The organism is Lederbergia graminis (assembly GCF_042655485.1).
Taxonomy (GTDB): Bacteria; Bacillota; Bacilli; order Bacillales; family Bacillaceae_C; genus Lederbergia; species Lederbergia graminis.
On sequence record NZ_JBHSMC010000011.1, the window covers coordinates 121,626 to 138,483 of the forward strand.

Consider the following 16,858-nt stretch of genomic DNA (forward strand, 5'->3'; position numbering starts at 1 on the left):
ATCCCGTTTCATTATTATAACAGAATAAGGTAAGGCAGGCAGGTTGAGTGCCTATAAAAACATTAAAGAAAATATAATGATTTATTTCCGTTGATTTTTTCCAGTGCTTGCCTGAAACTACCTTCCAATCTGTTACCAAAAGAGTCTATTGCATGTTCACATCTTGCAGTATACGCAATGCAATAAGTAGTCGCAGCTGCTATTTTTTCTAACTCTTTTTTCGAGAAAGATTTCCCTCTAAAATATTCGTATTCCCTTACAAATAAATAAGCTTCTTCAGGGCTTGGAGTAATTTTCGTCTCTATGTCCCAACTTGTCGGAAAAGTTGCTGCTGCAATTCCTAATAAATTCAACTCATCTTCTAGAGTAAGACTATCCCAATCATATACCATTACAACTTTATTTCCTTGAAGGCGCAGGTTTTTTAAGGACCAATCTGCGTGACCTATAACCGTTTCTCCTTTCACTTCATTAGTAACCTTTTTTGCTGTAATCGCAATTTCATCTATCCATTCGGCACCTTTAGCCGTTTTCTCAAAATTAAATAATTCATTGTGTGGATTTGGATATAGCGATGGAGTAGTAAAAAGTCTACCATAAGTTAAATCTTTTTCTGCTTTATAGGATTGAGTGCGGGCTATTAATTCTGAAAAAGTTCGTGCCAATGCCTTTCTAATCAACGGATCGTGTGCGTCCTTTTGTTCGCCGACATCCTCAAAGGATTGTACAGTAATAATACTATTTTCATATTTAATTGGTTGAAGAATAACGTTAGGACACGGAAATCCCGCTTCAGCTAGATGTCCTTGAATATGAGAAATAGTCGTTAAGCTATTCATTGAAATAGCATTTAAATCTTCGTTGCTAGTAGGTTTATGAAGCTTTAAAAAGATTTCTCTTCCATCCAAAAGAGTGAGACCAAAAGAAGCTCCCACACTAAAACCAGCATAAAGACAACTTACTACTGAACTGCCAAGATTTTGTTGACAAAAACGATCAATTGATGATGAAATTTTCATTGCATCTGCAGTATGTAGTATAGATTTCGATAGTACTTTATTAGTTTTAGATTGTAGTATAGCTGTTAAAGTCTCCGTTAAGTTGCTTTTATCCATTTGTCCCACCTCTTTATAGCGCTCCATTATATATGGACTATTTTTGCACACCTTGACCTAGAAGTGAAATGATTTTCATTTTTATCACACTAGTTTCGACAATCGAAAAAGGACGTGCAATGCACGCCCCGTTCTTTATTTGGAATCTTTCGTTGGTAATTGGAATTTAGCTGTTTTTTCTTTATATAGTCTTTTTGCATTTTCGTCAGATAGTGGTCCAATTTCTAATTGGAACTCTTTGAAAATACCGAACTCATCCGCTCTGAATAGGAAGACTGTTAATCCTTCAAACTTCTCTCCAGGCTCTACACTTCCTCTAACGCTAGGCTCAAGCATCCCTTGAGAAAGCATGGATCCACGATCATCGATATGCAATTTTGAACTAATTAAAAACTTATCAAATGCAACATCACTACCATTTTCAATCGTATACTTGGCAGTTATTGCAACAAGACCGTTATCTCCAATATTAGTAAATCTTTCTGCATGTGCTGCAGTTGGCGTAACATCTGCATATTGCACACCTTGTAGCGTAACTTTAATGCCTTCGAATTCTTGTGTTTCGTTTATATCTTCTTTTGCAAAAATTATTTCTTTATCCGCGATGCTGTCAGTCACCATTTTATCTGGATATAGGTTCGCTACTGCTTTCGCCTTTTCCAATCCTGCATCATTTACAGGTAGTGGGAAGTAACCATCGTCTCCTAAGCGATCGCTCGTATCGTCATTTTTCCATAGTGCATCAATTTTTACCATTGGTAATTGTAATTTCTCATACTGCGCTTTCGTCATTGCATATGCGAACATACCAGTGAATGATTTACCACTAGAGTATTGAGACGCACCTTCCGTAGAATTATCCTTCAACCACTCATCGCGATTGACAAAATGTGATTTTCTCTTTAGATAGTCCATACCATCATCGGTATTAATCATCATTCCGTCCGCATAGTTCACATCTTCAGATGATTGATTATCCAATGTCATCTTTAACGTAAGAACATATCCTTCTTCTTCATCATCAAAGTTGTATTTTGCAGATTCATTCATATTGCTTACGTGAACGATTTGATATTCATCAATCGACATCGAAACTTCATCACTGTAATGATGAATCATACCAGGATTTGTATTTGTAAAAACTACTTCTACATCTCCACCAGTTTCTTCCGCTATGTATGGATTTAAGATAGCTCCATCTCCAGTTACCTTCTCGTTAGCTTTCTCATCGTCTTTTTCATTGGCTTGCTCATCGTCTTGTTCGTTATCGTTTCCTGCTTCATCGTCTTCGTTATTTTCAGGTTGCTCTACTTCTTTATCCTTTGAACCTGGATCTGCATCTTCATTCGCTTTTTCTTTTGAACCACACGCACCTAATAGCAATAATGCTAAAACAGCTATTACTGCCATCCATTTCTTTAAACTCATTTACTTTTACCCCCTAAAAAAACAATACAACGATCATATCACCTACCATCCTATGAAAATAGTTGTTTTCTCCAATTTCGTTCTAAACTACTAAGATTTCGCGAAAAAAGGTACAGACGAAAAAAAAACGAGGGCTAAGATTCCTCATCTCTTGATTACTATATGAGCAGGACAAATGACCTGCGGTGATAGGAGTGGGACATGGGGTCAGGTTCCTCGTCCCAAAATTAATCTAAAAACGGGTCATGGGACCTGACCCCATGTCCCAACTTACCTTGACCTGTATGGTTGCCATTTTTCACTTGCTTTGAAATTATATACTGGTTTGATCATTGTCGTGATCGATACTGTTTCTTCTACTTTTTCCAAAATTTCGTTCATCGGTTTGTAGGCCATTGGCGCTTCATCTAATGTTTCATTGGAAACGGATGTCGTCCAAATACCTTTCATCGTATCGTGAAAATCATCCAATTTTAGCGTCTTCATTGCCTTTGTACGACTTAGAACACGCCCCGCTCCATGCGGTGCAGAATAGTTCCAATCCTCATTACCTTTACCCACCGCTAGGATCGAACCGTCTCTCATATTCATCGGAATAATGAGACGTTCCCCTTTTTGCGCAGAAACAGCTCCTTTTCGCAAAATCAGATTATCTATATCAATATAGTTATGGACTGTATCAAAACGATCCATTTCCTCCATGCCTATATTTTTGATAATCGCTCTTGCTATCTCTTCCCTGTTTGCCTTCGCAAATTGTTGGGCAAGTCTCATATCGTGTATATAGTTGTCAAAATCTTCTCCTTCTAAATAGGCTAAGTCATCTGGAATGATCGGATTTTTCTCTTTATGCTTCGCAATTGCTGCTTGAATTTCGCGATGGCGTCCTTCCGCTTTTAATTGCTCAATCATTTCATTTACATCTTCCCGACGATGGTTGTTGATAGCGACTTTTTGATAATAATTCGCTATTTTGGCACCAACATAACGACTTCCAGTATGGATCGTTAAATAATAATAGCCTTCACCATCCACCGAAACTTCGATAAAATGATTACCGCCACCAAGTGTGCCTAAACTATAACGGCTTCTATTTTCACTAAGAATGTGTTTCGCCTTAAACTCCTCGACCTGAGGGAATTCGGTATTAATATGCTGTACCGTTTCATCCGTGTGTAACTCGATTCCACTTGGAACATGAGTGCGAATCGTTTGGTCAATCTTATCAAAATCTATATTTTTCTTCTCTAACTTTACCGTGAGTACACCACAACCGACGTCCACCCCGACGAGGTTCGGAACGACCTTATCCTTCAATTGAATCGTTGTTCCAATTACACAACCTTTTCCTGCATGATAATCTGGCATGATCCGAATTTTTCTATCTTTTAAAAATGCTTGATTACACAATTCTTTAATCTGCTCAAGCGCAGTCTCTTGCGGATAGTTCGAAAAAACATACGCATCCGTCACTGCCCCTGTAACCTTAATCATGCTCTCCCCTCCGCTTCTTCAACATGGTTGATAATAGGCTATCACGGAGATCAAAAATTAACAATTGTTTTTAATGGGACAGGGTGGGACAGGGGGTCAGTTTCATTGTCCCAGTTTGGAACGGGTCATGGGGTCAGAGTTATTGTCCCATCATATGGCTACTTGAATTGTAAAAGAGACGCATATACCAGTTTAAGTAATAGTCTCATTTATGTGTCCTAATTCCCGGGGGATTAGAAAATATCTGGGACGAGGTTCCTGACCCCATGTCCCTTCTAACTTCTGGGACGAGGTTCCTGACCCCGTGTCCCTTAGATTGCTGCGATTGCTTCTTGGATGGGGGTGTTTCCTTTTACGATTTGGAATTCTTTTCGGATGGTGTTTTCGTTTTCTAGGCTGGCGATGATGACTTTTGCGACGTCTTCACGCGGGATTTCGTTGCGCCCGACTTCTTCGGCTGCTTCCACCATGCCTGTTCCTTCGTTATTCGTCAGTAATCCTGGATGGATAATCGTGTAGTCTAAGTCTGTTCTCCGCAACCATTCATCCGCGTAAAATTTCGCGGCTACATATGGTGCAAAAGATGCTGGTGCCTCTTGGATTGCTTGTCGTCTCGTGTCAAAGGAACTAATCATGATGAATCGTTTTACACCAACAGATTTTGCTGCTTCTATCGTTTTTACTGCTCCGTCTAAATCGACCATAATCGTTTTATCTTTGCCAGTATGTGCTCCAGAACCTGCTGTGAAAACAACCGCATCCACTCCTTCTGCAGCTTTTGCGATTGCTGGAATATCATCTTCCAAATCAACAACAACTGTTTCCGCACCAAGATTTTCAAAAAATGCGGCTTGTTCCTCGTTACGAATCATTGCTTTTGCCTCAAGGGAATCATGGTCTTTCATGAACGTAACAAGATGTTTTCCAATTTGTCCATTTGCTCCAACTACTAGAACTTTCATTTTATCCACCCTTTCTGTTAAAATCTCTAACTTCATCTTAACGAGTTAAGGGTGGACATGTCTAGAAAGCTGTTTCTCCTATGGAAAAAGCATGACTATAGTTCAATTAAGATTGGCACAATCATCGGTTGTTTTCTTGAATCAGACCGAATGAATTGTCCTACATTTCTCTTCAATAATTTTTTAATCGCATTCCGTTTCATACGGTTTTCTGCTTGCAACTCTTCGATTGTCTCCATGGTGATACGATGAATATCTTTGCGGAATTTGGAAAAATCACCATCTGTAAACCCGCGAGATATCACTTCAGGTTCTGCCAACAGTGTCCCTTCTGCTTTATTTATTGTTAAAATCAGCATTAACATACCGTCTTCGGATATTTTCTTACGGTCTTGTAGGACATATTCCAAATCACCGACCTCTCCACCATCCACATACGTATTTCCTACTGGTACTTCTCGTGTTTGGCGAGGGGTAGAATTTTCGATATCCACTACATCCCCATTTTTCAAAATAAACGTATTTCCTTCCTCGACCCCAACAGATTCCGCTAAACGGCGGTGATGGTAAAGCATCCGATATTCTCCATGGATGGGAATAAAATACTTTGGCCTCATTAATGTGAGCATTAACTTCAAGTCCTCTTGGTACCCATGCCCCGACACATGCATGCCAGACGTGCTTCCAGATCCATAAATAACATTGGCACCAAGTTCAAATAAATTATCGACAATCGTTGTGATGCCGCGTTCATTTCCTGGAATTGGCCCGGCAGCAAAAATAACTGTATCACCAGGTAACACGTCTACATCTCGGAATTCCCCAGTAGATAAACGAGCTAGTGCAGCAAGTGGCTCTCCTTGACTACCCGTACAAAGAATCGCAAGGTTTTCAGATGCATAGTCATACATATCCCTTGGTTCAATGATCATCTCCTCTGGAACAATGATATAACCGCGCTCCATTGCAATTTTCACAACGTTCACCATTGTTCTGCCGAGTAAGACTAATTTCCGATTTGTTTTTTGGGCAGCATTTACAACTTGTTGCAGCCTGCTAACATTGGAAGCGAACGTTGTAACAAATATTTTCGCTTTTGCTTTCATAAAAGCCTGTTCCAAATGTTCACCAACCATCTGCTCAGAAGGCGTAAAGCCAGGTCGCTCCGCATTTGTACTTTCGGAAAGCAGCAGTAAAACACCCTCTCTCCCAATTTCAGCCATTCTATGAATATCAGAATGCTCATTGGAGGCAGGTGTTAAGTCAAACTTAAAATCTCCCGTATGCACAATATTTCCTTGCGCCGTATGAAAAACAATACCAAGACAATCCGGTATACTATGAAAAACTCTAAAAAAGCTTACATCCATATCGCCAATTTTGACTTTGGAATCGGGATTAATTTCGATTAATTCACTTTCCCGCAAGATTTTATGCTCGCGTAATTTTAACTCAATTAACCCTAGAGTAAATCGGGTCGCATACACTGGTACATTTAGTTGTTTTAAAAAATATGGAATTCCCCCAATATGATCTTCATGGCCATGCGTTACAATTAACGCCTTCACCTTCTCTTTGTTTTCAACAAGGTATGTAATATCAGGGATAATTAAATCAATGCCTAATAAACTTTCATCTGGAAACTTATTACCGCAATCAATGACGATGATGTCATCATCATTTTGAATCGCATACATGTTTTTTCCGACTTCATTTAATCCACCTAACGCAAAGATGGATAAGGTATTTGTTGGCATACTCACAGTCATACCCTCCTACTTGTAAAAGATGGTATTAGTATGCCTAAATGGTAGTAGGTTTATCATAAAAAGGGTAAAGTTGTGCAGATAGTTTTAATTGATGATAAAAGTTGGATTTTATAGATGGCTTTTTTCGGGAGGGGGGTGGCTCGTTTTGGCTACTTAGGTCTGGTTTTAATATGCTGGGGTGCTCCTTTTGAATGCTCGACATGCTTTATTGTTCGCTGGGGTGCTTCTTTTGAACGCTCAGCATGCTTTATTGTACGCTGAAGTGCTCCTTTTGAGGGGTGGAATGTTCCTTTTGTACGCTGGGGTGCTCCTTTTTGGATGATGAAATATCAAAACCTTTTGTCTGCCATATCGAGGTGAACTTGAGATGACATATCATTACCGATTTGAGGCTGCTTTTAGAAGGAGAACGTCTTGAGGCTGCTTCTCTCAACAAGTTCGTCATTCCATTTTGACTGAAAACGTCATGAGACTGCTTCTCTCAACCGATATTGACTTCCTAGACAGGTGAACTTGTCTTGAGACGGATTATCTCAACAGATTTGAGATTCTTTTTAGAAAGAAAACGTCTTGAGGCACCTTCTCTCAACCGATATTGACTTCCTAAAAAGGTGAACTTGTCTTGAGACGGCTTATCTCAACAGATTCGAGATTCTTTTTAGAAAGAAAACGTCTTGAAGCAGCTTCTCTCAACCAGTATTGACTGCCCAGCTAGGAGAACTTGTCTTGAGAGTGCTTATCACAACCTGTTCGAGGTTCCTTTTAGAAAAAAAACGTCTTGAGACTACTTATCACAACCGGTTAGACGTTCTTTTTTGAGGAAAATCGTCTTGAGTTGGACTATCTAGACCGGTTCGTCTATCAATTTGAGATAAACTTGTCTTGAGACGGCTTATCTCAACCGATTTGAAGTTCATTTTTATATGGAAACCGTCTTGAGTTGAATTATCACAACCATGCAGCCCCCTAATGCTAGAGAAACCTGTCAACTACCCCCAAAAAAACAGTATCATTACCACACACGAACATGCATGATAATAATACTGTTAGAGAATCCATAATTTAATTACCTTTTGATGAAAAATTCATTGCCACTGAGCAAGTGATAATCTAGATATTCCATCTTCCTAAAAATTCATTAGCTATGTTTCTGTAATATTTTATTTCTACTATAATGAACAAGATTTCTAGATTTGTAGTTTTCCCAGCGTTTGATATTTTCAAAGATGATACGGTTTGTGTCGTTGTTGATTTCGATTGCTGCTTGTGTTTCCAAATCGTATTCATTTGTTGGGTTTACGGGATATTCGCCACAGACGTCGGCGCCAAGTATTTCTTTCTGTTGAATGATCTCTTTTAGTATTTCCAGCAATGTTTGTAGGCTCATGGAACCTTGGTCCCAATCTGTGATTGCTTCTTTTCTATTTAGCACATCTTTATCGATGCTAATGTATACTGAGTCGGTTTCAATTTCGTTTAGAAGAGTTTGTGTGTTATCTGGAAGTGAGTTTTTTGTGTATAGGATGACTTTATGTTGAATGGATGGTGGGATATGTTCTTTTGCATCTTCTCCCACACCAATCATAATGACTTTATGTAGCATGGAAAAATGATCGAGGGAATTCAATACCCAAGATCCACATGAAATGAGATTTTCACTAGGACTTGGAATGGTATCTGTATGATGATCAAATAAAATTAATGTATATGGTTTAGAAATGTTGTACTGTAACAAAAAAGAAAGATAATGATAATTTCCACTTCCTAGATAATGGACGCCACTACACCTTCGTTTTTGTAATGTTTCATACATCATTGTTAAATTTTCGCGGTCACATAGTAGATTAGCATTACGTATCGATTCAAAATCAACTGTTTGATGCGGGTGTTTTTGGTAAAAAGTTTGTTGGTTATATGCGCCATCAAAATTTAAGATCGTTACACTATTTAACATGTTTCGTTCCCCCTTATATAATTTGCTCAGTAGTTCACATAGAATCTTTAATATTGCAAGCGCTCTATATTTAATTATAGCACTTTTGTTTTAGTTGGTCAGGAACAACGCCTGACCAACCACTTATTTTGCACCTATCCCCTGTAGCCACTCTACTAATTCGTTGGCATTACTTCGTTTTGCAGCCCCAAGCGGAGTGAGGTGATCATAGCCAATCCAGTGGATATCCGCTCCTTTTTGATAGAGATATTGAGCGGTGTTTCGCTGTCCACCATGACATGCTAACCAAAATGCTTTTGTAATTTCCTCTTTGCTTGGTGATGGGCTTACCCCAAAGAAGATCGTGACATCCTCCAATAATCCTAGAGCTGCAGCATTCCATAATTTCAAATTGGCACCACGTTCCACTAAACGTCGTGCTGTTTTCCACTGGGCAAATGCAACTGCATCATCTAACGGAGTTCCATCTCCTATTACTATTACGCCACCAGTTATGTTTATATCGGCACCCGCATCTAGTAATGCATCTAACACCTCGACATCATTACAACTAGCTGCCCAATGTAGCGGTGTTTCAGCATGGGAGCCCTCAAATCGAGCATTCACATCTGCTCCTGCCTCAACTAAGATAGACACTGTTTTGGCACCATTTGTAAAATTTCCTGGCCAATCTGTTACCACATGAAGAAGTGTGCGTGCTGATTCCGAGTCTTTATCTGCAATTTTCGCTGTAGCTAATCCTGGATTTTCAACGAGGAGTTGCTTCAATGTTTCGGTATCACCTGTTTGAATCGCATGAATCACACTATTTGCCAGCACTTCCTCTTTGTTTAATAATCTCATTTCACCATCACCTCTCCTGTTAATGGTCCGTTGACTAAGATTCATTCTACTTCAATAACTGATATAGCTTTTTCCGCAATATATCTAAGCTTTCAAATTCACTAACTTGGCTAATGCGCTGCTCCATAATATCCCCACCGAAGTCATGGATTAATAATCCGTTAAAGCACAGTTCTGTTAATTGCTTGGCATCATATTCTCCAAAATATCCTTCAATATAAGCCTTATCAAATCGGAATAATTCGGTTACAATTAGTGCATGTTCATAAATGATAGGTGCAAGAACGGCATCTGCGAAGTCGATAATATACAGTTCTTTTTCTTGGTTTATCAATATATTGTCACCATTTAAGTCTCCGTGGACAAACACTTTTTCACCATAGTCATAAGATTGGATGTAATCTAGCCGCTCCACCTTAAAACTCTCCGGGTATTTTCTCCATCGGAATTGCCGATTTGGATCATGGACAACGTCGATATTATTGAAGGCAATACAAGGTTTGTTGATTGCATCTGTAAGGGAGCGCAATCTTTTACCTATCTCCAGCTTCTCTTCGAGAGTAAATTGTTGGGATAATTTATTGATTTCTGTACCATCAATGTAGTCCATAATCATATAGGAAAAATTGTATTTATCTTGTACATATCCTTTTGTGATGAGCTTCGGAACATTTACTCCAAGTATCGTAGCTCTGTTCATAGCGAATGCTTCTGTTTCAAAATCTGTTGTGCTATCAATACCGGATTCCTCTGGTGCAAATATTTTTATAATATAATTACCTACTTTAAAAACTGCGTTCGTACCTGGAGTACAATTTTCTATTTTTGAAAAAGGAAGATTCTCTTTTTCAAAAATATATTTTATTAATGACTCAAAAGCTGAGATGGATTGAAAAACGTTTCCCCATGAATCCCATCCGGAAATGTCATTTACAAATAAATGATTCACTATGATTCCTTCTCCTTTTAGGCAAAAACAGCAAAAATAAGTAGACGAATTTTCGATTTACGATAGCTACCATTATCCATTATATGCTTTTTGTAACTCCGCAATATCAATTTTCTTCATTTTAAGTACTGCTTGATTCACGCGATTAATCTGTTCGGCTGTACCGTTTGTCATCAACTCGTCCATAGCTCGAGGTACGATTTGCCACGAAACGTCAAACTTATCTTTCAACCAGCCACATTGTTCGGATTGAGGAACTGCGGACAGCTTGTCCCAATAATAATCAATCTCTTCTTGTGTGTCACAATACACTATGAAGGAGATCGCCTCATTAAAAGTAAATTCATGATTTAAGGCACTATCCATCGCAGTAAGCCATACATCTTCTAATTTAAAATCGGAAAACATGATTGTTCCTTCTTTATTTGGTTCCATTCCTTGTGGGTAACGCGCAATATGCCCTTGCTTTGAATTATTAAAGACAGATACGTAAAAGTTCAGTGCTTCCTCTGCTCGACCACATGAATCACCAACAAATAGTAAAGACGGAATAATCGGAGGACGTTCTTCCCCTTCTGGATTCGTCAGTATTAGTTGCCACGACAAACCAAACTTATCTTGAATCCAACCATATTTCTCACTAAATGGATACTTGTCTAGTGGCATGAGAACTGTGCCACCATCCGATAATTTCTTCCATACCTCTTCTAACTTTCCGCTTGCATCGTCCATTCTGGAAGGATCGAAATTGACCATGAACGAGATGGATGGATTCAATGTAAAATAAGGCCCACCATTAATTGCCATGAATTTTTGTCCCCATAATTCAAAGGTAACTAATTTTGCATCTCCAGATGGAGTATCTGTTAACGTCGTCACATTATGAACAGCTGATTCTGGAAAAATAGATGCATAAAATTCTGCAGCTTCCTGCGCCTCTTTGTCATACCATAAATGAAATACTATTTTCTCATCTTGTTTTGTCATTGTACTACCTCCTATATAGGGTAAGTTGTTTACACCAATTTTCTAATTCCTTGATTGTAAGTGGACTAAAGAGAATGCCGTCATGATTATGCTGAGGTAAGATCTTACATAGTATGTTCGGATTATCTTTATATAAATCCGCAAACTTTTCTGCATCGAACAGTTCATCACGATCACTAATAAGTACTAAGGTTGGCTTTTGGATTGCTAGGATGTTTTTTTGATAATTTTGAGGAATTCGGGACATTACGAGTCGAAAACTAATCTGTAACGCCTCGCCTCCATGCTGAAGTTCACTAGGCTTGTTTATTGTAGAAACGGGCCAATGGTGAAACTTGCTAAAACCTATTTTATCAAATACGTTAAGCATAATGAATTTTGACATGGATACGATCGGATAATTGTTTGTAGGAGCACTTGGATGTATATATGGTGCCAAGAAAAGGTAAGCATCTACTTGATTAGCAGTTTCCCTTTCAGAAAATCGAAGTACGGAAGCGCCACCGAAGGAGTGACCCCCTAGTATAATAGTAGAATGATTATTCGTCGCTTTTATAAAACGAATGAAATCGGCGATATCGTCATCTAACTGACCGATATAATCTACATCCCCCTTTGGTTCATTCGCCCCATACCCTCTTAAATCAGGAGTATAAACTTGCGCAATATGGTATGAAGATATATACTCCGCAAGCTGAAAAAGATATTTACTGTCTTCTGAGATGCCATGCAACAAAATCAGGATGATATTGGAGTTTGCTCGGTAATGTCTATAGTATAGCTTACAGTTATCTCTTGTTTCATACGTCAGCAGTTCTGGTAAATGTGCATGACGAATGGATTCAAACATTTCTTTCGGGCTAATCAAGCTCAATTACAACACACACTTTCTATTTTTCTATCCAACTAATTATTTAATAACCACTTCTTCTTTTTCATAAGTACAATGGTGATAAGCAAAATTTCACCAATGACAATCATGCTCATTCCTAAAAATACTCCGCCAATAAATATCATTTCATTCGTAGAAAAGGTATAGACGATCCAGGCAATGATTGCAATAACACCTAATACGAAGTGTATCGTACCAGCAATAATTACTTGAGGTAGAAATAATCCCGTTTTCTTCATCATAATCGAAGCGTATTTTATACTTACCACGAGTGCAAATACCATAAATATAATATAAATGGTGAAGACAATATCATTCTCGCTCAAAATATCCACTCCTTCGGTACTTACCTTTCCCATAATTATACAGTATTTTTTTCGATAATTCTGTTTATAAAGTAAAAAAGTTCCAAAAAAATTGAAAAACCGACCGTTTTATAAAACAGTCGGCATTTCTATTATGATGCTTGTAATGTTTTTCGTCCTTGGCTTGCATGAAGCTTTTTCATCGCAAAACGTGCAATTGGTTGGGCAATTAATACTTCTACCCAAAATGCAATGAAGAAGTTACGTGGCCAAATATAAAAGAAGTTTTTTAATGGTTCAAGACTAAACTCTCTCATACCAATCCATGACCCTATCACTGTTAACAAGATAGATAAGATCGTTACACTGAACAAGATGGTGAATAATACTCTCGCATTAAAACTGTCTGTTGGTTTCACAAATAATGGAACTAATTTATTCACAAGCGGATTTGCAACAAGTGTTACTAATAAAATAACGCAAACCCACACAAACGGAAGGACTTGTAATGTTTCCATGTACACATCTTTCGTAAATCCAAATTCGAATCCCATAATAATAGGTGCGATAATATTGACGGATAGAATTGAAATGATGGCTAAAAACAATATAAACTCTTTTCCGTTCCTTGGTAATCTTGTTTCTTCGTGCACAAACGTCATCTCCAACATCATATTTCAGATGGTAGACGTATCGTGAGACATATATTTTTGGCTCAAATAATTGAACCAATATCTCTACACACTGATTTTTTCATCATAGCACGGAATTTAAATGTAATTCAATATTATTTTTAGCTTATTTTATATCTAGTGACTCTTTCAAAAACGCCTCTAAATACGTGACATCTGTAATTTTTTTATTACACTCGTTACTATCTGTACAAATGAGATTGCCAATCGATTTGTAATAATCCGGGTTATTGGACCTTTTTGCTTTTGTTACCGTCGAAAAATAAGAGACATTCCCTACCGTATTACAGAAGGAACAAATATTTTTCTTGCTAGACGGTGTCAAGTTACATTCAATACCGACCAACTTACCTTCTAACTCATACACAATAATCTTTTTGCTGGAACGTACATCATCCCAACTTAAATACGTCAGATGATGTAAATCCATTGTTGCAATATCGGGTACCTTTAACTTTTTATTTTTCGGAAACAGTTTTTTCAATTGTTGACCTGTGATCGCTGAAAAAGGAATGATAAATGCTGAAAGTCGCTCCAAATAGACCTCAAAATCCGCATCTGTTTGTAATCCGGACACATCTAATAATTGTTGTTGTTCCGTTGTAAGATTTGGAAAGAGTTCTAAAATTTTCGCCTGTGCCAAATCGCATACTGCAGATAGTATATGGGCTGGTACGTTTCTTTTCCTACTATCTTTTATTAAATTTATTTGTTTATTTATAAAATTGAGTTGCTCATTTTTAATAAATGTTGTTGTCATTTTGTAAATCTCCCATCTTGTAACCTTTCTACATCATAAACAAGATTCTCGATGATTGATAGGGAAAAGATGAGTTAGAAACAATGTATACATAAAAAACACTGATGAGTTGATCACCAGTGTTCATTGTTTATCTTTTATTGGAATACACGATTTTCTTAATGGTTTCGGTGGACAGGTAATATTCTTCTGCTAGCTGCTGGATACTGCAACCACTTTGAAACGAATCACGTATCGCCGCATTTCGCCGATCCAGCTTGCGTCTACCTCCACTTAATGTTCCCCATTCTCGGTACTCCTTCTTCGGAATGTAAAGAGTTTCCCCTTGCACATACTTTTGTATTTCTAAAATTAGCTTTTCTGGTAAAACATTGTTTGCATTTACATACTTCATATTCGCTCGCTCCTTATTTTGAATTACGAAAAAATAAGGTGCAAAGCCAATAGTAGAAAAGCGATTATAGCGATAAAATTAAATGTTTCGCCCCATGCAAAGTATCGCCTTTCTATTTATAGGCTTTGCATGAGTCGAAGAAGTACCCGAGAATGTATATGAATTCTCCACCTATCAGCACCTCCTTTAGAATTACAGTATAGCAAAAAAATGAGAGATTACTAGAAAAAAATTATCCAGTATTCATTCATTCAACTTCCGATATTCCTTCATCATCATGTCGTAGTTCATTGGACCATATGTCTTGAAACGGATGACGCCGTTCGGATCAATCATGTAAGTCGTCGGTAAAGGTTGAATGCGATATAATCTATCGATTTCCCCTTCTTCATCTAATAAAATGGGATAGGTGATGCCGAGTTTTTTCGTGAAATCTTGAACCTTCCCTATACTTGTTTCTGATTTTGTTTGGTTAACAGCTAAAATGACGATATCACTTTTTTCGTAAAACTTCTGCATGTCCGGCATTTCCGCACGACAAGGTGGACACCATGTTGCCCAAAAGTTAATCATCACAACCTGTCCACGGTATTCTGAGAGTGACAGCTTCTCGCCGTTTAAGGTTTCCAAGCTGAAATCGGGAGCGATATCACCTATATCAAGCCCGATGCCGCGTGAACCTATCTCCTCAGACTTTATATTTTTTGTAGCAATTCTTTGTTCAGCTTCTCCTATAAAATCAACAACTGCCCAGAGGAACATACCAGCTAGTACAATGAGAACAGCAATATTTTTTACCCCTGCTCTCTTGCTGAGCATAAACAAAGTAAAGCCTACTAGAAAAATGACACTATAAAAAGCAGGAGCTACTGTATATTGAAAAAGGCTCGTTTCCGTGATTATTGGCAGTATTAATTGCGTGGATCCCCATATCATCAGTAGTATTGACGCACTAAATAGCGAAGAAATTTTTCTGCGAAATAGGAAACTTAAAATAACCAATACCACTAAAACTGTGATGTACATGATATTTACTTTGTTTTCCCAAAGTAGCTGTGCTATTTCATATACGAAGGCAGCAACAGCAAATATTTGAATGCAAGCTAGTAATACATCTCCAACATCTAGCTTTATCTTCCGCCATTTCCAAATTCCGAACAATATCGTAAATGAAAATGCGATATAAAATACATTCGCATCACTTGGATGAGCCAATACCGCCATTGGATCTTCGGTAAAAAGAGGAAAATGCAGAATGATTTTCGCGATGAAAATGGAGACAACTAAAGTTAATACGAGTGACTCTATGTAATTGTTTAATACTTTTTGGGCGTTTTTTGAATGTGGACTCGTAAACCTGAAAAATAAAACTGCCAATAAAAAACTAATAATGAGTACCACAATATAACTTTTTAACACAAAAGGACCTAACATCCACGCTGAGGGCATATGTATAACTCTCCTTTTTGGGACGTGGGGTCAGGAACCTCGTCCCACCTTTTGGGTTTCCTGCCCCCACGGTCCTCTTCATTAATACCAGGCTCCCATTCCGCCTTTTACATTATAGATTTTTTCAAATCCATGTTTTCTTAAAAGCTTGGCAGCATTTGCACTTCTCATCCCACTTTGACAGATGACTACAATGTCTTTATCTTTTTCTAATTGATCTAGCTTGTTTGTCAATGATGAAAGCGGGATATTTTTAAATGGCGGGCGATGGTTTGCTTTATATTCACCTGGTGTGCGTACATCGATGAATTGTACATCTTTATGTGAGAACTTCTCTTTTGCTTGTTGAACTGTAATATTTGTTACACCTTTGACTGGTAGGAATCGTATTGCGAAAAACCCTACTATTAATAGTATAATAACCCACTGCATCATATCCATCTATTTCACCTTCCCGTACTTTATACCTCTAAGGGTATTTGTATATTAAAACGATGGGACAGGGTTCCTGACCCCGCGTCCCACTCTATACCTGCCAGGGTATATTAATATTCGTGATGGGACAAGGTTCCTGACCCCATGTCCCTTATCTACTTTTGATTAATAATTCGACTGCTTCTTTTACAAGTCCTTCTGTTTCTTCGCCTTTTTCCATATTTTCTCGGACACATTGTTCTAGGTTCATGCTGACAATCAGTCCAATCGTACGATCAATTGCACTTCGGGAAGCAGATAATTGCGTTACCACTTCACGACAATCTTTGTTTTGTTCGATCATGTTTAAAACGCCTTTAATCTGTCCTTCAATTCGCTTTAAGCGATTGACAACGGATTTATCGTAATTCAACCTATTTCCTCCTTTGGA

17 protein-coding genes are annotated in these 16,858 nt (G+C 38.0%); all 17 read right to left on the minus strand.

The genetic code is table 11. The features are described 5' to 3' along the window. Positions 1–62: 62 nt before the first annotated feature. The 17 genes from ACFPM4_RS08610 to ACFPM4_RS08690 all read right to left on the minus strand — a co-directional run bounded on the left by ACFPM4_RS08610 (position 63) and on the right by ACFPM4_RS08690 (position 16,840). Positions 63–1,115: a phosphotransferase gene (locus ACFPM4_RS08610; protein WP_382350205.1), complete on the minus strand. Its 1,053-nt coding sequence runs from the start codon at positions 1,113–1,115 to the stop codon at positions 63–65. Between the two features lie 135 nt (positions 1,116–1,250). Then, on the minus strand, positions 1,251–2,543 hold the full coding sequence (locus ACFPM4_RS08615; RefSeq protein WP_382350208.1) for a DUF5068 domain-containing protein: 1,293 nt from the start codon (positions 2,541–2,543) through the stop codon (positions 1,251–1,253). Between the two features lie 270 nt (positions 2,544–2,813). Further along, positions 2,814–4,037, minus strand: coding sequence for an RtcB family protein (locus ACFPM4_RS08620; protein ID WP_382350211.1), 1,224 nt, complete (start codon positions 4,035–4,037; stop codon positions 2,814–2,816). Between the two features lie 311 nt (positions 4,038–4,348). Beyond that, positions 4,349–4,999 (minus strand): SDR family oxidoreductase, encoded by a 651-nt coding sequence (locus ACFPM4_RS08625; RefSeq protein ID WP_382350410.1) that lies wholly within the window; start codon positions 4,997–4,999, stop codon positions 4,349–4,351. A 95-nt stretch (positions 5,000–5,094) separates the two neighbouring features. Next, positions 5,095–6,762, minus strand: coding sequence for a ribonuclease J (locus ACFPM4_RS08630; RefSeq protein ID WP_382350214.1), 1,668 nt, complete (start codon positions 6,760–6,762; stop codon positions 5,095–5,097). A 1,144-nt stretch (positions 6,763–7,906) separates the two neighbouring features. After that, complete coding sequence (locus tag ACFPM4_RS08635; protein ID WP_382350217.1) at positions 7,907–8,722, minus strand: arginase family protein; 816 nt, start codon at positions 8,720–8,722, stop codon at positions 7,907–7,909. 123 nt (positions 8,723–8,845) lie between these two features. After that, a complete protein-coding gene (locus ACFPM4_RS08640; RefSeq protein ID WP_382350220.1) occupies positions 8,846–9,565 on the minus strand; it encodes an ankyrin repeat domain-containing protein in 720 nt (239 codons plus the stop codon). Positions 9,566–9,611: 46 nt separating this feature from the next. Continuing rightward, positions 9,612–10,514 carry an aminoglycoside phosphotransferase family protein gene (locus ACFPM4_RS08645; RefSeq protein ID WP_382350223.1) on the minus strand — a complete coding sequence of 301 codons (903 nt, stop codon included), beginning with the start codon at positions 10,512–10,514 and terminating at the stop codon, positions 9,612–9,614. Between the two features lie 72 nt (positions 10,515–10,586). Continuing rightward, positions 10,587–11,501, minus strand: a complete 915-nt coding sequence (locus ACFPM4_RS08650) for a VOC family protein (protein WP_382350226.1) — start codon at positions 11,499–11,501, stop codon at positions 10,587–10,589. 4 nt (positions 11,502–11,505) lie between these two features. Beyond that, positions 11,506–12,375, minus strand: coding sequence for an alpha/beta hydrolase (locus tag ACFPM4_RS08655; protein ID WP_382350229.1), 870 nt, complete (start codon positions 12,373–12,375; stop codon positions 11,506–11,508). Between the two features lie 32 nt (positions 12,376–12,407). Further along, positions 12,408–12,719: a hypothetical protein gene (locus tag ACFPM4_RS08660; protein ID WP_382350232.1), complete on the minus strand. Its 312-nt coding sequence runs from the start codon at positions 12,717–12,719 to the stop codon at positions 12,408–12,410. 131 nt (positions 12,720–12,850) lie between these two features. Continuing rightward, on the minus strand, positions 12,851–13,351 hold the full coding sequence (locus ACFPM4_RS08665) for a DUF2798 domain-containing protein (protein ID WP_382350235.1): 501 nt from the start codon (positions 13,349–13,351) through the stop codon (positions 12,851–12,853). A gap of 145 nt (positions 13,352–13,496) precedes the next feature. Then, the gene (locus ACFPM4_RS08670; RefSeq protein WP_382350238.1) at positions 13,497–14,150 is read right to left on the minus strand and encodes a FusB/FusC family EF-G-binding protein; all 654 of its coding nucleotides are present in this window, start codon (positions 14,148–14,150) and stop codon (positions 13,497–13,499) included. Between the two features lie 130 nt (positions 14,151–14,280). After that, positions 14,281–14,544: a CD3324 family protein gene (locus tag ACFPM4_RS08675; protein ID WP_382350241.1), complete on the minus strand. Its 264-nt coding sequence runs from the start codon at positions 14,542–14,544 to the stop codon at positions 14,281–14,283. 243 nt (positions 14,545–14,787) lie between these two features. Continuing rightward, the gene (locus ACFPM4_RS08680; protein ID WP_382350244.1) at positions 14,788–15,993 is read right to left on the minus strand and encodes a TlpA disulfide reductase family protein; all 1,206 of its coding nucleotides are present in this window, start codon (positions 15,991–15,993) and stop codon (positions 14,788–14,790) included. An 81-nt stretch (positions 15,994–16,074) separates the two neighbouring features. Beyond that, positions 16,075–16,434: a rhodanese-like domain-containing protein gene (locus ACFPM4_RS08685; protein ID WP_382350247.1), complete on the minus strand. Its 360-nt coding sequence runs from the start codon at positions 16,432–16,434 to the stop codon at positions 16,075–16,077. 145 nt (positions 16,435–16,579) lie between these two features. Further along, a complete protein-coding gene (locus ACFPM4_RS08690; RefSeq protein ID WP_144924880.1) occupies positions 16,580–16,840 on the minus strand; it encodes a metal-sensitive transcriptional regulator in 261 nt (86 codons plus the stop codon). Positions 16,841–16,858: the final 18 nt, after the last annotated feature.